General features: G+C 56.5%; 22 protein-coding genes and 1 tRNA gene. 6 read left to right on the top strand and 17 right to left on the bottom strand.

The genetic code is table 11. The annotated features are described in order from the left end of the window. Window positions 1-45: 45 nt before the first annotated feature. The gene (gene hemE, locus ACR0AD_RS07255) at window positions 46-1,080 is read right to left on the bottom strand and encodes a uroporphyrinogen decarboxylase (RefSeq protein ID WP_480486544.1); all 1,035 of its coding nucleotides are present in this window, start codon (window positions 1,078-1,080) and stop codon (window positions 46-48) included. A 106-nt stretch (window positions 1,081-1,186) separates the two neighbouring features. On the opposite strand from hemE, the gene hemC reads away from it, so the two are divergent. Then, window positions 1,187-2,152: a hydroxymethylbilane synthase gene (gene hemC / locus ACR0AD_RS07250; protein ID WP_480486542.1), complete on the top strand. Its 966-nt coding sequence runs from the start codon at window positions 1,187-1,189 to the stop codon at window positions 2,150-2,152. Window positions 2,153-2,375: 223 nt separating this feature from the next. Here the strand turns inward: hemC and ACR0AD_RS07245 are convergent, their stop codons facing one another. From ACR0AD_RS07245 to ACR0AD_RS07220, 6 genes are read right to left on the bottom strand one after another with little or no spacing between them, the layout of a single operon-like run. After that, window positions 2,376-3,647, bottom strand: coding sequence for an aspartate aminotransferase family protein (locus ACR0AD_RS07245; protein WP_480486541.1), 1,272 nt, complete (start codon window positions 3,645-3,647; stop codon window positions 2,376-2,378). A 1-nt stretch (window position 3,648) separates the two neighbouring features. Next, window positions 3,649-4,752 carry a mandelate racemase/muconate lactonizing enzyme family protein gene (locus ACR0AD_RS07240; RefSeq protein WP_480486539.1) on the bottom strand — a complete coding sequence of 368 codons (1,104 nt, stop codon included), beginning with the start codon at window positions 4,750-4,752 and terminating at the stop codon, window positions 3,649-3,651. After that, a complete protein-coding gene (locus ACR0AD_RS07235; protein WP_480486537.1) occupies window positions 4,749-5,855 on the bottom strand; it encodes a mandelate racemase/muconate lactonizing enzyme family protein in 1,107 nt (368 codons plus the stop codon). The genes ACR0AD_RS07240 and ACR0AD_RS07235 overlap by 4 nt, the downstream gene beginning before the upstream one ends. Next, window positions 5,852-6,430, bottom strand: a complete 579-nt coding sequence (locus ACR0AD_RS07230; RefSeq protein ID WP_480486536.1) for a dimethylsulfonioproprionate lyase family protein — start codon at window positions 6,428-6,430, stop codon at window positions 5,852-5,854. The genes ACR0AD_RS07235 and ACR0AD_RS07230 overlap by 4 nt, the downstream gene beginning before the upstream one ends. Then, window positions 6,427-7,509 carry an alcohol dehydrogenase family protein gene (locus ACR0AD_RS07225; RefSeq protein ID WP_480486535.1) on the bottom strand — a complete coding sequence of 361 codons (1,083 nt, stop codon included), beginning with the start codon at window positions 7,507-7,509 and terminating at the stop codon, window positions 6,427-6,429. The genes ACR0AD_RS07230 and ACR0AD_RS07225 overlap by 4 nt, the downstream gene beginning before the upstream one ends. Next, entirely contained in the window at window positions 7,509-9,962 is a 2,454-nt protein-coding gene (locus tag ACR0AD_RS07220; RefSeq protein ID WP_480486533.1) for an FAD-dependent oxidoreductase, read from the bottom strand. Before ACR0AD_RS07220 ends, ACR0AD_RS07225 begins: the two co-directional genes overlap by 1 nt. Before the next feature lie 68 nt (window positions 9,963-10,030). Between ACR0AD_RS07220 and ACR0AD_RS07215 the strand changes: the two genes are divergently transcribed. From ACR0AD_RS07215 to ACR0AD_RS07205, 3 genes are all read left to right on the top strand, one after another. After that, on the top strand, window positions 10,031-10,918 hold the full coding sequence (locus ACR0AD_RS07215; RefSeq protein ID WP_480486532.1) for a MurR/RpiR family transcriptional regulator: 888 nt from the start codon (window positions 10,031-10,033) through the stop codon (window positions 10,916-10,918). Further along, window positions 10,915-12,045 (top strand): aromatic ring-hydroxylating oxygenase subunit alpha, encoded by a 1,131-nt coding sequence (locus ACR0AD_RS07210; RefSeq protein ID WP_480486530.1) that lies wholly within the window; start codon window positions 10,915-10,917, stop codon window positions 12,043-12,045. The genes ACR0AD_RS07215 and ACR0AD_RS07210 overlap by 4 nt, the downstream gene beginning before the upstream one ends. Window positions 12,046-12,238: 193 nt before the next feature. Further along, a complete protein-coding gene (locus ACR0AD_RS07205) occupies window positions 12,239-12,622 on the top strand; it encodes a carboxymuconolactone decarboxylase family protein (RefSeq protein WP_480482962.1) in 384 nt (127 codons plus the stop codon). A 6-nt stretch (window positions 12,623-12,628) separates the two neighbouring features. Here the strand turns inward: ACR0AD_RS07205 and ACR0AD_RS07200 are convergent, their stop codons facing one another. Next, a complete protein-coding gene (locus tag ACR0AD_RS07200) occupies window positions 12,629-14,248 on the bottom strand; it encodes a hypothetical protein (protein ID WP_480482960.1) in 1,620 nt (539 codons plus the stop codon). Between the two features lie 32 nt (window positions 14,249-14,280). After that, window positions 14,281-14,592, bottom strand: a complete 312-nt coding sequence (locus ACR0AD_RS07195) for a hypothetical protein (RefSeq protein ID WP_480482958.1) — start codon at window positions 14,590-14,592, stop codon at window positions 14,281-14,283. A gap of 68 nt (window positions 14,593-14,660) precedes the next feature. Between ACR0AD_RS07195 and ACR0AD_RS07190 the strand changes: the two genes are divergently transcribed. Continuing rightward, window positions 14,661-15,602 carry a YcaO-like family protein gene (locus ACR0AD_RS07190; protein ID WP_480486528.1) on the top strand — a complete coding sequence of 314 codons (942 nt, stop codon included), beginning with the start codon at window positions 14,661-14,663 and terminating at the stop codon, window positions 15,600-15,602. 7 nt (window positions 15,603-15,609) lie between these two features. On the opposite strand, the gene ACR0AD_RS07185 is transcribed toward ACR0AD_RS07190, so the two are convergent. Beyond that, on the bottom strand, window positions 15,610-16,818 hold the full coding sequence (locus tag ACR0AD_RS07185; RefSeq protein WP_480486526.1) for a hypothetical protein: 1,209 nt from the start codon (window positions 16,816-16,818) through the stop codon (window positions 15,610-15,612). A 184-nt stretch (window positions 16,819-17,002) separates the two neighbouring features. Further along, entirely contained in the window at window positions 17,003-18,985 is a 1,983-nt protein-coding gene (locus ACR0AD_RS07180; RefSeq protein WP_480486524.1) for a phosphatase PAP2 family protein, read from the bottom strand. Between the two features lie 432 nt (window positions 18,986-19,417). Here ACR0AD_RS07180 and ACR0AD_RS07175 point away from each other — a divergent pair. Next, window positions 19,418-19,507: transfer RNA gene (locus ACR0AD_RS07175), tRNA-Ser, on the top strand. A gap of 155 nt (window positions 19,508-19,662) precedes the next feature. Here the strand turns inward: ACR0AD_RS07175 and ACR0AD_RS07170 are convergent. The 6 genes from ACR0AD_RS07170 to ACR0AD_RS07145 form a co-directional block, all read right to left on the bottom strand. Further along, window positions 19,663-20,295, bottom strand: a complete 633-nt coding sequence (locus ACR0AD_RS07170) for an outer membrane protein (RefSeq protein WP_480486522.1) — start codon at window positions 20,293-20,295, stop codon at window positions 19,663-19,665. 319 nt (window positions 20,296-20,614) lie between these two features. Then, window positions 20,615-21,370 carry an ABC transporter ATP-binding protein gene (locus tag ACR0AD_RS07165; RefSeq protein WP_480486520.1) on the bottom strand — a complete coding sequence of 252 codons (756 nt, stop codon included), beginning with the start codon at window positions 21,368-21,370 and terminating at the stop codon, window positions 20,615-20,617. A 1-nt stretch (window position 21,371) separates the two neighbouring features. Beyond that, window positions 21,372-22,220 carry an ABC transporter ATP-binding protein gene (locus ACR0AD_RS07160; RefSeq protein ID WP_209598734.1) on the bottom strand — a complete coding sequence of 283 codons (849 nt, stop codon included), beginning with the start codon at window positions 22,218-22,220 and terminating at the stop codon, window positions 21,372-21,374. After that, window positions 22,217-23,128 (bottom strand): ABC transporter permease, encoded by a 912-nt coding sequence (locus tag ACR0AD_RS07155; RefSeq protein WP_480486519.1) that lies wholly within the window; start codon window positions 23,126-23,128, stop codon window positions 22,217-22,219. Before ACR0AD_RS07155 ends, ACR0AD_RS07160 begins: the two co-directional genes overlap by 4 nt. After that, on the bottom strand, window positions 23,125-24,183 hold the full coding sequence (locus tag ACR0AD_RS07150) for an ABC transporter permease (RefSeq protein ID WP_480486517.1): 1,059 nt from the start codon (window positions 24,181-24,183) through the stop codon (window positions 23,125-23,127). Before ACR0AD_RS07150 ends, ACR0AD_RS07155 begins: the two co-directional genes overlap by 4 nt. Then, window positions 24,184-25,779 (bottom strand): ABC transporter substrate-binding protein, encoded by a 1,596-nt coding sequence (locus ACR0AD_RS07145; RefSeq protein ID WP_480486515.1) that lies wholly within the window; start codon window positions 25,777-25,779, stop codon window positions 24,184-24,186. Window position 25,780 lies beyond the last annotated feature (1 nt).

Genomic DNA, 25,780 nt, shown 5'->3' with positions numbered 1-25,780 from the left:
GAATTGGCCGCAGGCCAAGAAGGGGGCTGGCCCCCTTTAACCTGCTTACTGCCCGCGCACCGTATCAATCATCAACTGAACATTCTCAGGATCGGCATCCGGCGTGATCCCATGTCCCAGGTTGAAGATGTGCGGCCCGTTCGAGAAAGCCTCGACAATCCGCCGCGTCTCATCCACCAGAGCCTGCCCACCGGTCACCATATGCGACGAGGCCAGGTTTCCCTGCACACAACCATCAACCTGTACATGTCTGGCAGCCCAATCGGGCGACACCGAGTTGTCCAGCGCGACGCAATCCACGCCCGTCGTCTTGGCAAACCCGACATACCCCTCCCCCGCCTCGCGCGGGAAACCGATCACCGGGATGCCGGGGTGACGTTCCTTGATGGCCTGCGTAATCACACGGCACGGTTCCACCGCGTATTTGCGAAACGCCTCACCTTTCAGGGAACCCGCCCAGCTGTCGAAAATCTTGACCACCTCGGCCCCGGCGTCGATCTGAGCCGACAGATACTCGATTGTTGCCGCCGTGATGCGATCCAGCAGCGCCTCGAATAAAACAGTATCGCTTTCTCGCAGAGCGTGAGCTGGTCCCTGATCGGGTGTTCCACGCCCGGCGATCATGTAGGTCGCGACTGTCCAGGGCGCGCCGGCAAACCCGATCAACGCGGTCTCAGACGGCAATTCTCGCGACAGGATCCGAACCGTTTCATAAACGGGCGACAATGTCTCATGAATCGCGTCAACCGGTTTCAGCGCATCAAACTCCGCGTGCCGCGTGATGGTCGATAAACGTGGGCCTTCACCGGTCACAAACCATAAATCCGCACCCAGCGCCTGCGGCACCAGCAGGATATCGGCAAACAGGATCGCAGCATCAAACCCATAGCGCCGGATTGGCTGCAATGTGACTTCGGCGGCCAGTTCCGGGTTATAGCATAAAGACAGAAAGTCCCCGGCCTGGGCACGGGTAGCCCGGTATTCCGGCAGATACCGGCCCGCCTGGCGCATCATCCAGATTGGCGGCACATCCTGTACTTCACCCGCCAGCGCCCGCAGCAGTTTCTTTGTCTCGGCCATTTTCGCCCCCAGTCTTCCGGTTTTCGCAACGGGTCGTCCTTCGGCGGCAATTTGTCAAGCTCAGCCCCCATTGTCAGGGCAATGTGACGCGACTAAAGCTGTGCACATGACTTTGACCCTGCCCACACCCGCATCGCCCCTCAGAATTGGCACCCGTGGTTCACCGCTGGCTCTGGCTCAGGCCTATGAAACCCGCCAACGCCTGAGCGATGCGTTTGATCTGCCCGAAGCGGCCTTTGAAATCGTCGTGATCAAAACAACCGGCGACAATCGCGCCATGATCGATGCGGATCGCCCGCTGAAGGAAATCGGCAACAAGGGCCTGTTCACCAAGGAAATCGAAGAGGCGATGTTGCGCGCCGAAATCGATATCGCCGTGCATTCAACGAAAGACATGCCTGTTGAACAGCCCCAAGGGCTGGTTCTGGACACATTCCTTCCGCGCGAGGATGTGCGTGACGCTTTCATCTCGCCGCGCCTTAACTCAATCCACGATCTGCCCGAAGGGGCTGTTGTGGGCACTTCGTCATTGCGGCGTCGGGCACAGCTGCTGAACCGGCGGCCGGATCTGAAAGTGGTCGAGTTTCGCGGGAACGTGCAGACGCGGCTGAAAAAGCTGGAAGCCGGGGTCGCGGATTGCACTTTTCTGGCCATGGCTGGCATTCGCCGTCTGGGCATGGACGAGGTTCCAGCCAGCGCCATTTCTCCGGATGACATGCTGCCCGCGATTGCACAAGGTACCATTGGCATCGAACGGCGCAGCAACGATATGCGCGCGGCCGAAATGCTTGAAGCGATTCGTCACGCGGAAACAGGATGGCGGCTGGCCGCCGAACGCACCTTGCTGGCCGCGCTGGACGGGTCTTGCGAAACTCCGATCGCTGGCCTGGCAGAGTTGGATGGAAACAACTTAAGGCTGCGCGGTGAAGTCCTGCGCCCAGATGGGTCGGAAATCGTGAACAGAGAAGTGACCGGTTCTGTCAAAGACGGGCCGGAAATGGCCCGCACGATGGCTGCGGAACTGTTGGAACAGGCGGGTCCAGGTTTTTTTGATTGGAAAAATTCAAATTAATTTAAGGCAGTGTGAACTTGATCACTGTGGCCACCGAGATTCTCGGGCATTAAAGTGACATACCGATGAGGAAGTCGGGTCAGTCTCGAAAGTATCGAAAAGTTTTCAGATTGCCGGTGATTTAATCAGTATTCGAGGGGGCGAGGCTGACCCCCGACTTCCAAAGGTAGCGGGTCGCTGTTGAACTCAACAGCGACCCGTTTACGTTGTATACATCCAACCTTCAGGAAATCGCATCAACGGCGTGACGGACGGCGATGCGTGTCTGTTCCAAATCCGCATCGGTGATCGCCAGCGACGGATAAAGCTTGCCCGGAGACTTAAAGATTCCATGAGCGCGCAGCACCGCATTATAAGTGGCGTTACGCTGTGGATCATCATGGTTTGCACTGCGATAATCGCGGCACTCGGCATTGGTGAAATAGATGTCAAACAAAGTCTCGTCACCGCATATCCGATGCGCGATACCCGCTTCATTCAAGGCGTCCGTCTGAATCTGCTGCAAGTGTTTTCCAATTGCGCGCAAACGCTCATACGCGCCGTCACGCCGCAAAATCTCCATCGTCTTCAGCCCAGCTGCCGAGGCGACCGGATTCCCCGATAGGGTCCCCAACTGCATCAGCCAACCTTCTTCCCCGACCTTCGATTTATCGAAATGCTTCATGATCTCGGCGCTGGCACCGAGCGCAGCCAGAGGGAAGCCGCCGCCCGTGATCTTGCCCAAAGTGCAGATATCCGGTGCGACCCCGTATCGTTCCTGTGCCCCGCCATAAGCCAGCCGGAATCCAGTGACGATCTCATCAAAGATCAACAGCACACCATGTTGATCACACAGAGCTCGGAGGCCCTGCAAATATCCCGGCATTGGCGGGATGATCCGTTGCAAAGGCTCGACCATAATCGCGGCAACGTCGTCATTTTCATCCAGCAAAGCAGCGACGGCTTCCAGATCGTTAAAGGGCGCGATCAGCATTTGCTCGGCCACGCTGTCGGGGATACCCGCGCTGTCGGGAACAGCCTGCGGGAAATTAACCCTGCGGCTTGGGGCAAGGCTCATCTGCGCCTCGGCGCTCATACCGTGGTAACCGCCTTCAAACTTCAGGATTTTGCTGCGCCCGGTATAAGCCCGCGCCAGGCGAATCGCATACATGTCGGCTTCGCCTCCCGACGCGACAAAGCGCACCTGCTCGCAGCAGGGAACGGCGTCGATGATGGCCTCGGCCAGTTCGATTCCTTTTCTGTTATTGGCAAAAAACGTCATCCCTTTGGGCAGCTGTTCCAAAACGGCTTCCATCACTTCAGGGTGGCCATGACCCAGCAGCATCGGACCCGACCCGATCAGGTAATCGACATATTCGTTGCCGTCTTCGTCCCAGACACGGCTGCCTTCACCACGGGCGATGATGATGCCTGGATCAAAGTTGCCAAACCCCCCGGCAGGTAGAACTTCGTTCGCGCGAGCAATCCATTCGGATTGTGATTGGATTTTCAGCATCTCAGTCGATCTCCAGAATTGGGGTGCCAAGGATATCGAGGTCCGGCACAACACCTAAACCCGGACCTTCGGGCGGAGCAATCCGGCCGTTTTCACGAATTGGTGCATCAGGACACAGACGCGGGGCCACGTAAGACGACAAGTCACACGTGTTCATCAGGGAGCTCTTCGGCGTCGACGCCGCAAAGTGGAGTGAAGCCGCGGTAATAATATCAGACCCCCATGTGCATTCCGCGCAAATCTCGGCGCCCAGATGCACGGTCAGGTCCCGCGCACGACGCATTGCCGACAATCCGCCGAATTTTGAAAGTTTAAGCGCCACCGCATCCATGCACCCGAGGTCATGCGCACGCATCAGCGAGGCAAGATCAAAGGCACTCTCGTCGATTTTCATCGGAAGACCGGTAGCCTGACGGACAGCGGCACAGTCCTCCAGCGTTTTGCAGGGCTGTTCCAACATCACGTCCAGATGTGCCACCGCACGCCCGGTACGGGTCGCCTGCAATCGCGATGCTCCACAATTCCAGTCACCGTAAACCAATGGCCCGGTTCCCACGGCTTCGCGCACTTTGATCAACCGTTCGGCATCCGCCTGCCAATCGCCCTCGACGCCCAGCTTAACCTGAAACTGGCGGATACCAGTTTGAAAAGCGGATTTAGCAATGCGCGCCATCTCGTCCGGCGCAATGCAAGTGATTGAATGATAGAGCGGCATATCCGCCTGCGCTCGCCCACCCAACACCACATAAACCGGCATCCCTGCCGCCTGACCGAACAGGTCCCAAAGCGCGATATCGACGATCGATTTCGCGTATTGATGCCCTTGCAGAAACCCGTCCAGCTTGCGCATGGGGGCGTCTGCACCAAATGGGGTAATCCCGAGGATTTCAGGCGCCATCTCAGCAATGGCACCCGGCACCCCATCCGCATAGGCCGGCAGGTAATGCGGGATCGGGCAAACCTCACCCCACCCCCTGTGACCGGTGTCCGTTTCAAGGCTCAGGACATGGGATTTCACAGTGGCGCAGGTCTTACCTTCAGCCATATGGTACGTTTCGTGACTTGTCAGATCAACAGACCAGAGCGTTATCTTGTTGATTTTCATTCATATACCCCCACCGGATCGCCCAGCGCGCTTTCATCTGGGTGCACTCCAAGCCCCGGCATTTCGGGTAAATGCAGGTGACCATCAACATTCCGGGGCCCACGCCCCCCGGCAATATCGACCGTGATCATGTCCTGACAGGCCCATACGGCAAGGCAGTTGTCATCCGGGATGGTCGCGGCCAGATGCAATGCTTCGGTATCGGCCAGAACCGTACCGCCTGTGGCCATTACAAACATGTCTATCCTATGGGCCAGCGCGATATCCCGCATGCGTGCAGCCTTGGTCAGCCCGCCGACGCGGTTCAACTTGATCCCGAAAATCTGAGCCAGACCATCGCGGGCGATACGGGCCGCATCCTGCAAAGTCACAAGGCTTTCGTCCACTGAAACGGGTGACGGGTGAAGCCCCGAGATTGCAGCAATGTCATCCAGCGTCTCACAAGGTTGTTCGAACATGACATTCAGGTCCGCGCAGGTGCTCATCACACGCAACGCTTGCTGACGCGTCCAGCCACGATTGACATCGTAAAGAACGATTTCCCCGGGTCGCCGAATACTCTCGACATCGCGAACACGCGCGATGTCCCGTTCAACGTCACCACCAATCTTCACGGAATGTGCGATGTAGCCCCGCTGGCGGTAACGCTCTAGGACCGCGCGCGTTTCGTCTACAGTTTTCGCCCCGACCGAGGACGCAATCGGGCGCGGTGTCCGCGATCCACCCCCCATCAGATCGGCAATCGGCACGCCCGCCACCTGACCCGCGATATCCCAGCAGGCCATATCAATAGGGCTTTTGGTATAAAGGTGCCCGGGCAAGGCAAGATCCATAGCCCGTTCCACATCCAGAACCCGCCGCGGATCAAGGCCCAGAATGAACGGCGCCATCGTTTCAATTCCGGCGCGGATACCCGGACCATGCGCGGGCACATAGGTATGGCCCCATGGCGTCCCTTCACCCCAGCCAACAAACCCCGCATCGGTTTCGATTTTCACGAGTGTCGCGTCAAGCGTTTCGAATTTCAGTCGCCCACCAGACAACCAATATGGATGCTCCAGTGGGAGGTCGACGTGAAATACTGTGATAGATTTGATCTTCATGCGATATCCATCCGGGGCAGATCACCCATGCCTTCACCGCGCCACAGAACATAAGTCAGGATCTGCTGATCTGTGGTGACCATGGCATGACTTTGCCAGCTTGCGTGCAAGCGTGTTTGATTGGCTCCAAGATATGTTTCGTTCCCATTGACCTTGAACAACGCACCTCCGCCAAGAATGAGGTAGAGTTCTTCGGCCTGATGGCTGTGCCAATCGTAGTTCAGGCCAGCCCCCCAATACGCGATGTAGCCACGCAGCAGGGTCGAGTGAAAATGTCCGGTTGGACCGAACAGCTCATAATAGCCGTATCGGTTCAGGAAATCCGCACCAACTTCGTTTTCGGTGTAGGTGTGTTTCCAATGTGCCAGATGCGCAGTCGCTTTGACCGCCGCGATCAGGTCGCGGGTTGGCACGTCTTCAACTAGGTCAAAGGCTGCCACCAGTCTCGTTGCGGGAATGGGTGCGGGATCCAACCCCGTCGGGGTCAGATCACCCGGCCAAGGCGCGAACGCAGACAGATCAGGATGCGCATGGTGCATTTGCCGGGCAGCTTCGAGAACATCGTCAAGCGTCATGGCATCACCACGATGTTGCCGGTGTGCTCTTTCGCGATGAACGCGGCTTGTGCTTCTCGGAGTTCCTTCAGCGCGTATGTCGCGGCAAGCGCTGGCTTGATCTCACCAGCCTCGATGTATGTTACGAGGTTCTTCATGACCTGAGGGTCAATGACGGTCGAACCGGTGAAGGTCAGGTCGCGCAGGTAGAATGTGCGCAGATCAAGTTCGACGATCGGGCCTGCAATTGCGCCCGAACAGGTATAGCGGCCACCCCGTTCCAAAATGTCGATCAGGTTCGGCCAGTATGGTCCGCCCACGACATCTGCGACCACACTGATCTTTTCTACGCCCAGCGCCTCGCGCAGGTTCGCAGGAGCGCGTGGCAGAATGACGTCAGGGCCAAGCCTGGCCACGTCCGCGTGTTTGGATTCGGATGCCATCGCGATCACACGCGCGCCGCGCCGTTTGGCCAGTTGCACAAGCGCACCGCCCACACCGCCGGAAGCACCTGGAACCAAAACCGTATCCTCGCCGGTCACATTGGCACGGGTCAACATGCCTTCGGCGGTGGAGTAAGAGCAGGAAAAAGTTGCCAGTTCAGCATCCGTCAGGTTCGAGGTGATTGCCACAGCATTCACCGCCAGAGTTGTCGCGTATTCGGCAAAACCACCATCCCGTTCCGAGCCGAAATAACCAGTCTTGTCCATATTGTCGGGTTCCACCGGATCGCGCAGCCAGCCATCCGTGATGACACGCTCGCCAATACGTGCCTGGTCAACACCTTCGCCGACGGAAACGATATGCCCGCAGATATCGGCCCCTTGAATTCGCGGGAAGGTGATCGGATTACCGCCCCAGGTGGGATCTTCTTCGCCAACCTCTTCAAACGCACCACCGGTCGTTGCGGCTGTGACCGTCTTGGAGTACCAACCCGACCGCGTGTTGACGTCCGTATTGTTCAGGCCACATGCCGCAACCTTGATCAGCACTTCACCCTCCGCAGGTTCAGGACGCGGCCATTTATCGTGCCAAACTATCTGCTCTAACCCTCCGTGGCCCATCGTGACCATGGCTTTCATTGTGGCGGGCAGGCTCATCAGGCGGTCTCCACTACTGCGTCTGTGCGGGGCAGCAGGCTGTCTGGATCGTAGGCGGGCTTATCCAGTACTCGGGCCGAACGCGGCTTGCCGTGAATCACGACCTCCAACTCGGTTCCCGCTTTTGCTGCTTCGGATTTGATGTATGCAAAGGCCAATATCTTACCTACCGTGTGGCCGAATACGACCGAAGCTGTCGAGCCTATGACACGCCCGTCCAGCGTCACCGCCTCGCCTCCATGGCCATCAATTTCGCCATCCGGCTCGACTTGCAGATAGGCACATACCCATGGCAGATCGGTGTTCAACGTCTTGTCCTTGCCCAGGTAGCCCTTGTCCGTACGGGCAAAGCGCAGCACATCAGCTTCTGCCAGCGTGACTTCGTTTGTCAGCTCGCCTGCCCCTTTGAAGCCCTTCTCCATCCGCATCACGTTCATGGCGAAACTGCCATAGTCCGCGATGCCATACGCCTCGCCCGCAGCCCATAGCGCATTGTAGACATCAAGGCAGGCAGCGTTAGGCATATGCAGTTCCCAACCCAGTTCGCCCGCATAAGACATGCGAAACGCCCAGAGTTTATGACCGGCAATCGTGACCTCTTGCGCTGACAGCCAGCGGAACCCGGCATTGCTCAGATCGGTATCCGTACAGCGCGCCAGAACTTCGCGTGATCGGCGACCGTTCAGCGACAAGGCCGACCATTCGGACGACAGCGCGTTGATCTGCACATCTTCACCCTTGCGATGATGCGCCAGATGATCAAGCAAGCGCTGTTCGAAGAACGCCGCACAGACCAGATAGAAGCGCTCTTCGGCGATGCGGACAATGGTAGTCTCCAACTCAATCCGGCCACGACGGTTCAACATATGGGTCAGCGTGATCGAGCCAACCTTTTGCGGCATCCTGTTAGCAGTCAACCGATCCAACAGGGTATAGGCATCGGGCCCCGATACTTCGACTTTGGTGAAGGCGGTGACATCCATGATGCCGACACGTTCGCGCACTGCCTTGACCTCGGCCGCGACCATGTCGTCGGCAGGGTTGCGGCGGAAGGAATAGTGATCGCGCTGTTCCACGCCGTCCCGGGCGAACCAGCGGGGGCGTTCGAAGCCATAGACCTCTTCATGTACCGCGCCCTTGGATTTCAGCAACTCGTACAGTGGCGACGGCTTGATCGGACGCCCTGCAATTCGATTGAAGTGTGGAAACGGGATTTCGTGCCGCAAGCAGTAATCTTCTTCCGCCTTGATCACTTGCCAGTCTTTGGTGGCATAGCTGCCAAAGCGGCGCGGATCGAAATCCCGCATCGAGATATCGGCAGCCCCATGCACCATCCAGCGCGCCAGTTCTCGGGTCAGACCCGGGCCCCAGCCGATCCCGATCTGCGTCCCGCAACAGCACCAGTAATTCCGCACACCCGGCGCAGGACCGATCAGGGGGTTGCCGTCCGGCGGATGTGATATCGCCCCATGCACATCGCGCTGAATGCCCAGCTCGGCAAAGATCGGCATCCGGTTCAGGCTTTCCTCAAGCCATGGCATTACCCGGTCAAAATCCGCGTCGAACAACCAGTTCTCATACTCCCAAGGGCAGTGATCATGCCAGACCGAGTTCGGATTCGCTTTCTCGTATATTCCGATCAGGCCACGCTTCTGCTCCATCCGGATATAACCCGAGACTTTGCGGTCATCGCGGATCACCGGCAGTTCTTTGTCCAGATTCTGGAATTCCGGCACCGGCTCGGTCACGAAATAATGGTGCGTCATTGACGTCATCGGCAGTTGCAGCCCGGACCATTCGCCCATCTGGCGCGCGTAGGTGCCGCCCGCGTTCACCACATGCTCGCAGCTGATGGCTCCCCGTTCGGTCTCAACAATCCATTCACCGTTTGCGCCCTGCGTGATGTTCGTCGCCCGGCAGCTGCGGAAGATGCGCACGCCCTTCTGGCGTGCCCCGGCTGCCATCGCCATGGTCACATTGGTCGGATCCACATGCCCGTCATCCGGTGTATGCAGCGCGCCCAGAACACCTTCGAGGTTATAAAACGGATGCAGTTCGGCCACCTTCTCGGGACCGACAAGTTCGATATTGAAGCCCAGCGACTGGCCCACCGAAAGCGTGTGGCGCAGCCAGTCCATCTCATCCTCGGTATAGGCAAGACGGAACGAGCCGCAGCCATGCCATGTGACAGGCTGACCTGTCTCGGCCTCAAGCAGGCCGGAATACAAACCGATGTTATAATCGACGCATTTGCCCAGACCAAAGCTTGAGGTTGAATGCGTAATCTGCCCTGCCGCATGCCATGTACTGCCGCTGGTCAGCTCGGCCTTTTCCAGCAGAACAGTCTCTTCGCCCCAGCCTTCATGGGCCAGATGGTAAGCCAGACCAACACCCATGACGCCGCCCCCGACGATGACCACGCGTGCGTGTGACGGCAGTTCATTCCCGGACATGATTTTTCCTCTTCCCGAGTCGCTTTTCTGCTCGACAGGCTAATTCCACATTTGTACCATCGTCAATAATGAATGACACAAATGTATCATCAACTGTTCTGGATCGCCTGACCGAAGAGTGGGACGCCCTGACCCCTGAGGCGCAGAAAGCCGCGCGTTACGTTCTGGAAAACCCTACGGATGTAGGGGTTTCAACCGTGCGCGAAATTGCCGAGGCGGCAAAGGTCAAGCCCAACACATTCGTGCGCATGGCGCGGCAAGTGGGGTTTGAAGGGTACGAAGATTTTCGCGAACCCTTTCGCGACGCGATCCGAAAAGGGCGCGTGTCGTTTCCAGACCGCGCCAGATGGCTTCAGGACATCGGCAAATCCGGTGAATTGGGCGGGCTGTATGCCGATATGATCGGTGCCGCGATCCGGAATATCGAGGAAACATTTGCAGGGATCGACGCGAACCGCCTGAAATCTGCTGCCGAAGCCATCTGGAATTCTCGCCAGATTTTCACACTCGGCGTAGGCGTCAACAACTCCAACGCGCGCAACTTTACTTATCTGGCTTCGACCGGGATGAAGCAGTTTCATGCAATCCCCCGCCCCGGTTCAACCCCAATGGACGATCTGGCCTGGGCCGATGAGCAGGACGTGCTGATTGCGATCACCTGTCATCCCTACCGTACGGAAGTGATCGAGGCGGTCAAACTGGCACGTCAGCAGGGCCTGACTGTCATAGGTATCTCGGACAGTCCGGCCAGCCCTGTGATCCTGAACGCCCATCACGGGTTTGTCGTCGCAGCAGATACCCCGCAGTTTTTCCCGTCATCCGTTTCGACCATCGCGCTGCTGGAAACGCTGCTGTCTTTCGTGATCGCGGTATCCAGCGACGAGATCGTCGAACGAGTCGAACGTTTCCATCGTCGTCGCCATCAGCTTGGCATCTATGCGGAGGAACCCGAATGAACGTACCGCTGACCCACTCACTGGACGCGCGCTACTATACCGACCCTGCCATTTTCGAGAAGGAGATGCAGGGGCTTTTGGCCCGAACATGGCAATTCGCAGGCCATGTCGCGCAGGTTCGGGAAACAGGGGATTACTTTGCTTTTGAGATCGCCGGGCAAAACCTGTTCTGCATTCGCGGGCGCGATGGCGAAATTCGCACTTTCTATAACGTCTGCCAGCACCGTGCGCATGAAATGATCTCGGGCGCAGGAAACACCCGCGTCGTCGTCTGCCCTTACCACGCGTGGACCTACGAGTTGTCCGGCCAGCTGCGCGCAGGTCCAAATATCAAATCCGTCCCCGGATTTGACCGCAGTGCAATCTGCCTGACGGCGGTCCGAACCGAAATCTTCAATGGATTCATCTTCGTCAATCTCGACGACAACGCAGCCCCGATGGATGACTGGTATCCCGGAGTGCGGCAGGAAATCCGTACATTTGTCCCGCATGTCGACGAGCTTGAGCCGCTGGAATGGGTCGAGATTCCGGAACACTGCAACTGGAAGGTCAGCGTCGAGAATTATTCGGAATGCTATCACTGCCCGAGCAACCACCCGACTTTCGCTGAAGGTGTCGTCAAGCCCGAAACCTACGACATCCAACCCGATGCAGGCGGCGGTTTCGTGCTGCGCCACACGACCGAATGTCAGAGCCTCGACAAGATGACTTACCCAATCGACCTGTCGGTGCCTCATGCGGGCGATTACCAGTCTTGGTTCCTGTGGCCGATGTTTTCGTTCCAGTGCTATCCGGGCAATGTGCTGAACACATATCACTGGCGCGCAAATGACACGGATCACTGCACCGTCTGGCGCGGTTGGTACACTGAAGGTGGTTCGGAAAGCGCGGTGATCCGGCAACTGGCCGTTCAGGACAGGGAAACAACGGTCGAAGAAGACATCCGGCTTGTGGAATCCGTGCATCGCGGCCTCAGATCCCGTGGTTACTGCCCCGGCCCGCTGGTGCTGGATCCGGGCTGCGGTGTGATGTCCGAACACTCAATCGCCAAGTTGCAACAATGGATGTGCGAGGCCGTGGAATTAAACCCACCCCAGGCAGACATAACCTGCTTGCCCTACCCTTGAGCGGGTAGATCAACCACGCTGATGCCCAAGGACTGGCACCCTTGCGAAATTGACCGGATTTTGCCCAAAGCACTTGGGTATATCGACATAGTGGACATGCCGGACCGGGTATACAGGTGCACCACCGGATGAAATCACACTACGATCCCGCATACAAACACCGCCTGACACGCTGACAAACCGGAGACCCGTAATGGCCGACTTATTTGACGAAGACCTGTTCCTGAAAGGGTTGGAACAACGGAAGAATACACTGGGCGCGGACTATGTGGAAAAGAACCTTGCAGCAGCAGATGATTTCACCCGCCCGTTTCAGGAAGCCATGACCGCCTGGTGCTGGGGTTTTGGCTGGGGGGATGACGTGATCGACGCAAAAACGCGGTCGATGATGAACCTGTCCATGATCGGAGCACTGGGAAAGATGCATGAATGGGAAATCCACTGCCGGGGTGCCATCACCAACGGGGTGACCAAAGAAGAAATACGCGCCATCATCCACGTGGTCGGGATTTATTGCGGCGTTCCGCAGGCGTTGGAGTGTTTCCGCGTCGCCCGCAAAGTGCTGGACGACAATTAGACGCCATCACAGACCTGCTTCGGCCAACAGTCGTGCACCTTCGTCATAGTATTTTCTGTTTTTGAAACAGCCCGGCCAGGCCCAGCGCTCTGCCGTGAAACCGGGCTGCAATTCCAGGATGCGACGGGCGTGCCGGCGTGCCAGTGACTGGTTGCCAGCGGCGGCGGACAACATGCATAACACAACCCGCGCCCGCACGCTGCCGGGGTCCACTCGCAAGACATTATGCGCGTGCTGCCATGCTGCCTTGTCTCCGGAGAGGGCAAGGGTCATGGACAGGTTCGCCTCGATCCAGATCGGCGGGTGCGGCGTTAACGCGAGGGCCTGCCGATACGTGGCTATTCCGTCCTCAAGCCGGTCATCATACATCAACAAGACACCATAATAGCCCAGCAATTCGGGGCTGCTGTGGAACCTCTCAAGTACCTTGCGCATCAGCTGGCAAGCCTCGGCAGTATGGCCAGCAACACTGTGGGTAAACGCTTCGAGTGCGGCGCAATAAGGATCCGCCGGGTGTTTTTCACGCATGACGGCGCAGTCGGCCTCGACCAGAGCCAGCGTTTTTTCCGGCGAATCTTCCATGCCCAACCGGATCAGATCCAGGCGGCAGAATCCGACAGCGATCCGCGCAGGCAGATAGTCCGGATCGCGCTGCAAACAGACCTCATACTGGCGGATGGCACGAAACAGGCCGTCCTTGGTCGTAAGGCTCTCCTGAATGCGACCATTCTGAAATGCCGTCCAAACTTCGGTGGATGTGGCGCGTGCTGACCAGATGTCGGACCAGTGACCATCCCGCAGCCGTAGTTGAAGCGCTTCGACAACTTTCATTGCGATTTCTTCAACGGCGTCAAACGTATCCTTTTCCCGAAACCGGAAACGTTCGGTCCATAGGCACACCTGATCCACGGTTGATGTTAATTGTGCCGCCACCCGCAGTCCTTCGGCCGCTACCACGCTGCCGCTTAGCATATAGCCGTCGACAGGCCCTTCTTGCCTGCGCGCATCACGCAATTCGATGACATCCGACAACGTACCCAAGAGGAAAAGCAATTCGTCCCGTATCGACGCCGCCGCAACGTTGATATTGTTATCGTCACCAATTACTTCAAACGGCTCGACTACAATTGCAGGTCTCTGATGCCCCCAATGGGATGGAAAGCGCGCGCCAACCGGGACAGGCGCATTTTCATCAAAACCAACGTCCCAATACGCTTGCCGTTCAACTGCCAACCAGTCTTCAAATTCCGGGTCTGCAACATCCAACCCTTCCAGAAGCTCGGCGCGATCCGGTTGAAGCGGTTCATCAAACAAATCAATTTCAAGCGCTTTCAGGTCGATGGAGACATTCTCGCGCCCGATGTCCAAAAACCCCAGACCGAACCCGGCCAGATGCTTGGTCAGGACACTAAGTTCCTTGCGCAACGAGGCCGCACCCTGTGCAGGTGAGCTTTTGCTCCAAAGCTTGTCTTGCAGCCAGGCCCTGCTGCGAACAGCATTCTTAGACAACAACACCAAGGCGAGAAGCGCTTTCGCCTTGGTGCCGCGTGGTGTTGCATCCTGGCCGTCGTTGCAAATCACCTGAAACGGACCGGTCAGGAATATCTTGGTTTTTGCCTTACTCAAATAAACTCCTCAGGCAAGTTCAGATACTGCGATCAGGAACCACAGCCATAAACGACAATGCCACCCATCGCTTCATAGGCCAGCTTGCAGCACCATGACTCGTGATCGGGATTTGGGTCTGGCTCTTTATCGCTCAGATCAGGGATTACGATATGAACCTTGTTCTTGGAATCATAAACAAACTCCACCGCAGGATTACCGACATCAGCAAGGATTTCATGAATCTGCCGCTCAGCCGCGTCGCGACCCTCTTGTGACCCCAGCGCGTTGCTCCGGGCGGCGTTCAGAACTTCACACCCAAGATCCTTAAGTGTGTATTTCGGATTAATAGTCAAACGAGCCATACTAAAAGTCCTTTCTTAACAACCACAACCATTTGTATAACCCGTTACATACCTATCCGGAAACAAAAATGACCGACGCGCTGATTGAACTGGCCGAAAACGCAGGGATTATTTCCGGACCTTCTTTTGCTGAATTTCCCAAAGGTGCTCCGATCCACACCGCCTTTCGCATGGTCAATTTGCGAAACGGAACAGTGCCACCCGCTGGCGCAATGAAACATCGCGTGTCCTTTGGCACAGCGCGTAACCGGAACGTAGCCGCGCGACTTTCGGGTTTCGAAGCGATCGAACGTTATGCGCTGCAATACAGCGCGGATTCGCCCGAAACCCGCGAAAGCCTGATTTCATCGGATGGTGCCACGCATGTTCTGCCAAATGATGCCCTTGCTCTGGGTGCGCCGGGCAGCGATGGGCAGATCACGTCGAAGGGGGCCGCAGCCGGACCAACGCATGAGGCCGCTGCGTTATGGGCCGCATTTGAATGCCTGGAACACGCGCTTGGACCACGCGGTTTCGACCAAGTGTTGCCCGAAACAGCGTTGCCGCGTGATCTGACCCGCTGGCTGAACACCTACCTGCGTCATCTGAGCGTTCACGTTCGCATGGTTTCGGGCGTCGGCCTGCTACTGCGTGCGGTCTGCGCCGATGCGGATGGCGGGCGACCAACCTATGGAACGGCTTTTTCCGCCGATCTGGCGACAGGTGTCTGGCACGCGGCATGCGAAGCGGTTGTGTCCTGGCGCAATATGGTGACGCTTGACCACACCGGCGTGACAGATGACGCGATGAATGAGGAACAGGCGCGCTTGTTCCGACTGTATCGCGGCGCGCGAACCGATCGCCCGACAACTCCGGCATCCTCTTTCGATGTGGACGCCTGGCAGAGTCCCGACCCGACGCTGATGACTGTGTTGACAGCGGCGGCCAACGCTGCCGGTCGCCCGATTGCCATATTCGATATGACCGCGCCGGAAATACCTTTGCCCGTTGTCAAAGCCGTGCCGGTTTGAAACCTTTTCAGTGACTGAATTGGCAAGTTGGCGCTACGTTGCCAAAGACCTCAGTTTCGGTCCGGTCCGCAAATTCAGAAATCTGTTTGCATCGTTGGGTTTCCGGCAGTCCACAAACGATATCGCTTGGATCAACAGGCGGGACTTCAACAAATTCGACCCTTGTGATCGCGCGTGGATTGGCCGCCACTGTTATCAAGGGGCCAACTTCGATCAGGCTGGCAAGCGCGTAACCCGACACAGGCCGTGCGGTTGGCCCTGTTCCCATGGTGATATCGTCCAGAAACCGGGGATCATCGTCGCCCGGCCCGAACTCAAGGCGCATGGGCATTCCAGCTTCACCGCGCGGATAACGCACCCAATCTGTCGGCACATTCACCGCATCCACGAAGAGTTCGGAAATGTGAAACGCCCGAAAATAAAGCCCCAGAGGATTCGCGAACGCCATCGTACGCCCTGTCGGTGTCGCCGTGCCCTTGGAGAAGGCCAGATCAAGGGCTTCACCCGCCAACCCAGATCCCGCATGGCGACAATACAGATCCTGTCGGTTGGCAAAATGTAACACCTCACAAAGCCGCGCGGGCCTTCTGTTTTCACCATGGCCGACAACATAGGGAAATGAGGAAAGATGCATTGTGGCGATCAGGTCGCTCAGGCTGTTTGTCTCTGTGGTCATGAACAAAGCATGTTCGATATTCAACGGATGCTCTGGTGGATGGGCAAAATCTGTTCCCACCAGTCTTTTGTGAAAACGAGCGATGCGTTGAGGCACATCCATCTCGCACCAATCTGCTCGCGAAACCTCGAACAGCTCTTCGCAGGAATATGAACATCTGGATACGGTTTCGACGACCGAAAGGAAGTGATTCAGATCGAACACTGCCATGGTTCTCCACCACTCCATCAGTTCGGTCGTGGCGACAAAGCGCTTCGGCCGCATTTTGCCGTCGGAATCGGGACGTAAAATCAGCGCATATTCCAAAAATTCATTGTGCAGTTCAGCCCGGCTTGCCCATCCCTGATCCGAAAGACTGGCGGCCAGTTCCTCGCCCAGACAATCCCGGGGTTCGCGCGGGTTGGCAGACCATTTGAACCCCGTCGATATCTGACCATCGACGATGTCGTCTGGGTCCGTGACCAAGAACGGGCTCACTCCATTGCCATCGAACATCCCTTCAATTCTCGAGTTCCAATCCGACAGGGCAGCTTCACTCACCCCCCTATCGGCGCAACCTGGCGATTGAAAAACAGCCATCACCGAACACCGATCCGTATCTGAAATGCAGGGCTGATCTGCCATCAATAATTGCCACGGCAGTTCCAGCCTGGTTCGAGAGATCATCATCGTTGACGGGCACGGAAGCATCATGAAAAATCTCTCTCCGAAAAAAATTGAAACTTCATCCGCCCCAACCTGCCTGTTCTGGCAGGTGGCGGGTCCACCACAATTCAGGCGAACTATTGGCAACGTGGATTTCACTGCCAGAAGACCGTTTTCCCGAGATGCTGAGATGATCGCCGTCAAAAGTCTCCAGTGACACTTTCGATGACGTCGGTGATTTTGCCATATGCTCTGCCAGTATTCCGACCGCGATACGCTCACCCATCCGGATACTGTCGAAATAATCGCTATAGAAATGAACCCCTGCCAGATTGCGCCCAAGTGCAATATTCGCAGCCAGCTTGTTCAGCTCGCCATTCAGCGTCAGGCAGTCTGCACTGTCTTCCGGTCGGGTCGAGTCGATCAGGGTCTTACCCCCCGCAGCTGGCACAAGGACCCGAGGCAGACCAGCCGCAGCCAAAGAAACCCGTAATCCATCCAAAGCGTGCGTTCTGAAGAAAGCTTTGAGCACTGTGACGCATGCCCCGGCAACGGCACCATGAGCCGCCCCATAAGACGGGTGCATTGGCGACCCTTCGGGGTAAGCAACCGGCAGCAGCAAGTTACGGTCATTTCGCGGCAAGCCCTTATGGGAAATGGCGTTATGCGCAAACCGCTTCACCGAAGGCGAGGCGGCGATTGCATCCATAAGGCTGAAACCTTCGCTTGTCGCCGCTTCGAGTTTTCCCAGATGGGTCGCGGCAAAAGGCTCGGCCGCGCCAAGGGTTGCGCCGTGACCGTTCGCCATCAAACTCGTAACACTGCCCAGCTTTTCAGGCCGGGCACGATTGTGCACCTGAAACGTCTGGCGTTTCGCGGCCCTCAGGGCCCGTGCCCCGGCTTCCGTCAACAGGGACAGTACGTGCGCGCCGCCGCAGGCAGAGCCTGGATCACGCACACCGGCATATCCATCCTCGGGCAAACCTTCATCTGTCGGCGTGCCCTGTCCCAGCATCAGCAGGCAGGCATTGAAAAAAGCCTGATAGATTCTGTCAAAATGCACGTAAGAGGCAAGGTCGCGCGGTGTTTCAATGAATTTCGTTCCCTCGCTCTCAAAGGCTTGTTCAGCCGTCGTGTCCGCCCCGTTCTGAACGTCCAGCCACTCAGCCCAATCCCGCAGATAGTCCACGCCCGCCGCCTGCGGCTGGATTTTCTGGTCGATCCTCAAAGCGCCGAAGGGAACAGCCCCGACGGCCATTGCCTGCGTCAGCTTTTGCTTTTGTCGGCGCGCTTGATCTGCTGTCAGTGGATCGTGGCCTTGTACCAGGAACTGCGACAGATACGGTCCCTGTGCACAGCCCTGTGAGCAACCGCGAAACAGGGTTTGAGGGGTCAGGCCGCCACCGTCCCGAACCCGCCGCGCCGCCGAAACCTTTCCAATCTCTGCGCCATCAGCGTCCCGAGGGCTGCCATCGCGACGGAACCATTCCATCTGACAAAGGGCACCCGCCACGTTGGCCGCATCACCGGCACCATCCCTGATGGATTCGAACGGCACATCCCGCAGATAGGCCATCGCGTAAATCTCGGCCATCTCCGCCGCCAACTCATCCGATCCAAGCCGGGGCGCGGGTGCAATTCCCACCCCCCCCGCGTCACATCCGTTGAGACCAAGCCGATGGCCCAGGATTGGCCCTTCCCACGCACGCCACCTAAATTCACCACCCTCTGATGGCGCGGTGCGGAAGGGCCCGGAATAGGCTGGCGTGTCGAACAACGCCAACCGATTGCCATGATTGTCGGTGCAGGTCGGATCCGCCACTTCTTCCAGAAACTCGGTATAGACCTGCGCGTCGACAATTCCGTTCACGTCATGACGCAAACCCTTCGAGAAATTCGTGGGCCATGTCCCTTCAAAAAGGTCCGATTCACCGTTGTGATCCTTGAAAACCTCCTGAGTGGAACGCGCCAACACACTCAAACGGCGCCGACCCCGGCCTACCTTTTGATTGGCTTCGTCAGGGTTCTGCCATGGTTCAGACGGAACGGTATGTTGCGACATGATGTTCTCCTCAACGACGAAAGAACGATTCGCATCACGGCGTTACCGGATCGTGACTTCCAAAAAGAGAATGTGTTTTCTATGCTTTTTCAATAAGTTGTTGGGTTCGCACTGGCGCACGGAACGCAATCACGCAAAAACTCGTGACCCGGTTCCACGTTGCAAAGCCAACCGAGCACTTGAACTCCGCTGTAGACTTGCCACGTTCAAATTCTCGTACATCAGGCCAGATGCCACAGGCAAGGCCCGCGATTCTAAGGATATTACGAACTGCATCGGGCCTGAAGAAAGTGAACCCGTACTTACAAATGGTGTATGCAAACCGGTGCGATTCCGTTCTATTTCAAAGAGTTCGGACAGATCTGCAAAAAAAACCAAACTTTGCGGAATTGACCTTGTATTTCCGTTGCTTGCACGGATATACCCGTCGGCGGAGACGTGGCCGAGTGGTCGAAGGCGCTCCCCTGCTAAGGGAGTAGGCCCGGAAGGGTCTCGAGGGTTCGAATCCCTTCGTCTCCGCCATTTACCAAAGTAAAAAATAATCATAAAAAGCAAAAGCTTATTTGAAATCAGACAGTGCGTTTCTGGACTATCGAGCGACGACAGCCCTTAGAAACAACCGCGTTCAGCCGCTGTTGCAACATAGGTTAGTATCAGGGATGCGCCTGACGTTGTCTTCAGAACCTGTACGTTGCGCCCAGCAGCGGGCCGGACTGGTCAAACCTGAAATCATTGCCGTTGATCTCATGATCGAAGGAAATATACCGGTAGCCGCCGCGGATCAGCCATCTGTCATTGATTTCATAATCTGCAGTCAGCAAAACTTGCCAGGTTTCGCTACCGCTCCGAAACCCGCCATAATCCACGAACCCGCTCCCTGACCATTTGTCAGATATCCGAACTCTTGCACGGGCAGCGACGACCGGATCAGTCCAGTTGTCGTCGGTCGTCACACTTCGCCCAGCAGCGACCCCAGGTTGCAATCTGAACGTGGTTTCCGTGCTGAACCACCTGAACCCCCCTGCTAAGGCCACGCTGATCGCAGGTGTCTGATAAACCTGGTACCCGACATAGCCGCTGAGAAATTGTGTTGTGGCAGAGGTATCCAAACTCGAAAACGCCGGGCCGGGAGTTGAGTTACTGAACGCCAAATCGGTGTAGTTGTAATCCGCAAGCAACAACCAGCGCCCGTTAGACGCGGAAATACTGCCCATAAACGCAAAATCCAGGTTTTCGAGAGCGTCTGAAAAACTCAACGTGCCGTCGATTGTTCCACTTGGTGTTGCAAGAGAAATATCCGTTTCGGCCATGAACAGATAAGCTGTGCCCGAAAAAGACCAATCAGGTTGCTGGGCTGAAACAGGTGGCGCGATCAGTAACGCAACCGCAATCGCCAAGTTTTGCACCTTGCTTTTCATTAGTGACCTCGTTGCTAAAACTTATATTGCATTACTTGCATGCTTCACGGTTACACAATTTGTAGCCGTTTCCAATATCTCGATCGCTGTAGTGTCGTCGCGGTCCCTATCGAAATAGGGATAAATTCACATCAGACGTGCCAAAGGACGCTATTGTCTGACCCCCAAATTAATCGTGTGAAGGACAAACCCCACATTGAATGAACATTCGTTATTGGTTCGGAGCAACAGACGCGGTCAACAATTGCTTGGAATACTCGTGGCTTGGATTCCCCAAACGCAAAGTTTCCGAGGACATGACCTCAACAATTTCACCATTTCTCATAACTGCCAATTGCTCGCACATATGTGCGATAACCGGAAGATCATGAGACACCATCAGATAGGTCAGTCCGCGCTGCTTGCGCAGGTCAGTCAACAGGTTGAGCACTTCGGCCTGAACGCTGACATCCAAAGCTGACGTGGGTTCGTCCAAAAGCAAGATATCCGGCTCACCTGCCAAGGCCCTTGCGATTGCCACGCGTTGTCGTTGGCCACCGGAAAGCTGGTGTGGATACCGGAACCGGAATTTTTGCCCAAGTCCGACGTCATTGAGCAAATCGCTCACGCGTTTATCGATGTCCCCAAACCCATGCAGATGAATAGTTTCACTGAGGACCTGGTCGACAGTATGTCGGGGATGTAACGATGCATACGGGTCCTGAAACACCATCTGGACGGTTCGAAAGAATGACCGATCCCGCCGGGACCCGGATATCGCCTGACCTTCTACGCGGATTGTGCCCGACCATTGCGGTGCAAGTCCCGTTATTGCCCTCAGAATTGTCGACTTGCCGGACCCGCTTTCGCCCACAAGGCCAAAACTCTCGCCCTGCGCGACTTCAAGGTTTGCGTCCTTCACCGCATCGACCCGGTCGTGTGCATGACCAAACCAGACATTCAGATTGTTGATTTCAAGTGCCTTCATTTCAGCCCCTCACGCTCGGGGCTTCGGACCACGACGGATCGCGTGTGAGAACACTCAGGTGAGTGCATTTTTCGTCAAGGCGCGGCAGCGAGTTCAGCAAGCCCTGGGTATAGGGATGTTGGGCCTGATGCAGCTTGTCAGCCTCGCAAACCTCGACGATGCGACCCGAATACATGATGAGAACACGGTCGCAGAATTCAGACACCAGATTCAGGTCGTGGCTGATGAATATCAGACCCATCCCCCGCTCCTTGACCAATCCATCCATGATGTTCAGCACCTGCCGCTGAACGCTGACATCAAGCGCCGAAGTTGGTTCATCGGCAATCAGTATCTTGGGATTGGGAATCAACATCATCGCAATCATAATGCGCTGCCCCATACCCCCAGACACCTCATGCGGGTACGTTCGCATCACCCGCTCAGGATCACGGATTGAGACGTTATCCAACATCTCGATAGCCATCTTCTTAGCATGGGCCTTCGAGCCGGAATTGTGCTGAAGGTATGCTTCCATGAGTTGCTCGCCAACGGTGACCACCGGGTTCAGAGAAAACTTGGGGTCCTGCATCACCATGGAGATCTGCTTCCCTCGCACCTCACGCATCTCGCGCTCGCTGAGCTTCATCAGGTCTCGGCCTTCCAAATTGATGTGTTTGGCCTCCACGATACCCGGATTTCGGATCAGGCGCAGAATGGCCCGTCCCGTCATCGACTTGCCCGAGCCGCTTTCGCCGACGATCCCCAGACGCTCGCGCCCCAGCGAAAACGACACGCCCCGCACGGCGTCAAACACGCCCTGACGGGTTGGGAAACGAACCCACAGATCTTCGATGTCGAGTAAGTTCATTGCCCACCGTCCTTTGGATCAAGCGCGTCCCGCAGCCCGTCACCCAACAGGTTGAAAGCCAGCGAAACCGTGAAAATTGCGAGCCCCGGCACCGTGGCCACCCACCAGTGATCAAGGATGAACCTTCGACCCTCGGATATCATGGCACCCCATTCCGGGCTTGGAGGTTGTGCCCCCAACCCCAGAAAACCAAGACCGGCTGCAGCCAAAATGATCCCGGCCATATCCAGCGTGACCCGCACGATCAAAGATGAGATGCAAAGTGGCCAGATATGCCGGGTGATGATGCGCAGCGGCCCGGCACCCTGAAGGCGGATCGCGTTGATATAGTCGGTTGACCGGATGGTCAGGGTTTCTGCACGCGCCATACGCGCATAGGGAGGCCACGCCGTGAGTGAGATTGCCAGAACCGCGTTTTCAATCCCTGCCCCAAGCGCTGCGACAAACGCCAGCGCCAGAACAAGTCGTGGAAAAGCGAGGAAAATATCCGTGATGCGCATAAGGATCACATCCGTCCATCCCCCCACATATCCCGCAACAGTCCCGACCAGAAGCCCCGCAATCGGTGCGATGAGCGCCACAAGAGCTACGATGTACAGTGTAATTCGCGCCCCAAAGATCAGGCGTGACAGAATATCCCGCCCCAAGCTGTCGGTTCCCAACAGGTGCCCTTCAGCCCCGATGGGGAGAAGTCGGCTGGACAGGCTCTGAACAAAGGGATCGTGCGGCGCAAGAAAAGGCGCAAAGAGCGCTGCCAGAACAAGGATGACAAGGATCGCCAACCCGACCATCGCCATCGAGTTTGATCGCAAAGTCAGCCAGCCTTTGTAGAAGCTGGCCAGTCTGGCATGGCGGCGCGAAGTCGGCTCGTCGGTCAGCAGCCACTGGCGCAAGGTCATGTCGCTCATTTCGACCTCGGATCAAAGAAACGGTAAAGAAGGTCCGAGAATATGTTCAGGCAGATAAAGATCAGCCCGACCACAACGGTTCCTCCAAGAACGGCATTCATGTCGGCGCTCAGCAAAGCCGTCGTGATATAGCTGCCGATCCCCGGCCAGCTAAAGATGATCTCGGTCAGAACTGATCCTTCCAACAAGTTGGCATAGCTGAGTGCGATCACTGTGATCAGTTGCACCCGGATATTTTTGAAGGCGTGGCGCCAGATAACTTGTCTTTCAGACAGCCCTTTAACGCGAGCGGTGATGACATACTCGGCCGACAACTGCTCCAGCATGAAGGATCGGGTCATCCGGCTGATATAGGCAAGCGAATAGTACCCCAGCAAAGCTGCGGGCAGGATGATATGGGACAACGCATTGCGGAAGACATCCCAATCCTGAGCCAAGGCACTGTCTAGCAAGATCAGCCCTGTTCGCGTGGGAACAAGGTCTTCATAGAAGATATCCAGGCGGCCCGGGCCACCAACCCAGCCGAGTATCCCGTAGAAGACCAGAAGCCCCATGAGCCCCAGCCAGAAGATTGGCATTGAATACCCGACAAGCGCGACCACACGGGCGATCTGATCGATCCATGATCCGCGCTTGACTGCGGCGATCACACCAAGCGGAACACCCAGAAATATTCCAATCAGAACGCCCAAAGTCGCCAATTCCAGCGTGGCAGGGAAGACGCGGGCAATATCCTGAGAAACCGGGCGGGCATTCAGAAGTGAATCGCCAAAATCGCCGTGCAGAACATCCCAAAGGTAATATCCAAATTGAACCAACAGCGGTTTATCAAGACCAAGCTGTTGATAGACCGCATCATAAGTCGATTGCGATGCGCGTTCGCCTACGATCGCCAGCACCGGGTCGATCGGCATCACGCGACCGATGATGAAGGTCACAAAAAGCAGACCCAGCATTGTAATTGCGATGGTGCCAAGAGTTTTCAGGATACTCTTGATCCAATGGATAAGAGGCGCCGAGCGGCGCCCCTCAGTTGGTCTTTCGGCCAGTGCCATTTACTTGGTCACCTGCCAATACGACGCCGAAGTGATCGCCTGACCGGTTGAGAAATTCGTCACGTTTTCACGCAGGGCCGATTGCTCAATCTGCTGGAACATGATGACAAATGGCGAAGTCTCGCGGAACTCGGCCTGGATTTCCTTGTACATGTCAGCCCGTTTCGCGGTGTCGTTTTCGACAACAGCCGCATCCGTTTTCTCGGTCAGCCCGCCGGTATCCCAAGAATTCCGCCAAGCCAGCAATCCTGTGGCATTGGCTTCGTCCGAATTATCCGGGTTATAGGCAAAGGTACCTGCGTTCGTCTGCGGGTCGGGATAGTCCGGCCCCCATGCGCCAAGGTAAACATCCAGTTCCCGCGCACGATACCGCGCCAAAATTTGTTTGGCGGTCCCCACGGTGATGTTCATCGTGATGCCAACCTGACTCAGCGCATTCTGTAGCGACTGGGCGATTTCGATCCGTTCCTGCGCTTCACGCACACCTACTTCAATCTCAAGCCCGCTTACACCTGCTTCATCCAGCAGGGCCTTGGCCTTTTCCACATCAAAGCTAAACGGCGTCTCGTCAGAGGCACCGAGATAGGTTTGGGGCAGGAAATTCTGGTGGATCGTGTATTGCCCTTTCAGGAAGCTGTCGCGCATCCCTTCATAGTCAACCAGATACTTGAACGCCTGCCGAACCTGAGGCTTGCTCAGCTCGGGATGTTTCTGGCTCAGCGAAACATACATCAGGCGGCCCTTAAGCTCGTCTGCAATCTTTACGCCGGCAACAGATGAAGCGCCGGCAACATCTTCTGGATTCAGGTTGCGCGCGACATCGATATCACCACGTTCCAGCAACAGGCGCTGGCTGGCGCTTTCCTGAACGTGGCGGACAACCACACGCTCCATGGCCGGAGCACCCAAATAGAAAGCGGGGTTCGACTTCAGTGTTACGCTTTCATTGGGTTTCCAGCTGACCAGGCTATAAGCCCCAGATCCAGCAGTATTGGTCTTGAGCCATTCATTACCCAAGTCGCCATCCTTGTCGTGTTCCATCACCGTCTTCTTATCGACAATGCCGCCGATGGTAGCGGTCAGACAGTTCAGAACGAAGGATGTCGCATAGGGTTTGTCCGTCGTGATCGTCAGAGTGTTGCCGTCCGCGACAATCGTTTGTTCGACATTTTCCGGCGTGAACCCAAACTGAGTCAGGATAAAGGCCGGGGTCTTGTTTAGAATGATCGCCCGACGCAGTGAAAATTCAACATCTTCTGCCGTCACCGGATTACCAGAGTGAAAGGTCAACCCTTCCCTGATATTGAAGGTAATCGATTTGCCGTCTTCAGACACATCCCAACTTTCAGCGATGTCGGGCTGATAGCCAGCATCCAGATTGAGCGGGTCGAAGTTCACCAGCTTCTGATAGACATTCCGGCTGACATCCGAACCCGCAAACTCAAAGCTTTCGGCCGGGTCCAACGTCGTGATGTCGTCGATACGATGCGCGATAACCAGCATGTTCGGCGGCGTTTCGGCCATTGCCGAAGTCGAGGTCACGGCCAGCGCCAATCCTAGCGCCGCACCGGTAAGCAATCTGTTAAATGCGTTCATT

The sequence above is a fragment of the Ruegeria sp. BH8 genome (assembly GCF_056538065.1).
The sequence above is the reverse complement of the archived record's forward strand: the minus strand, read 5'-3'. Positions and strand labels throughout refer to the sequence as shown.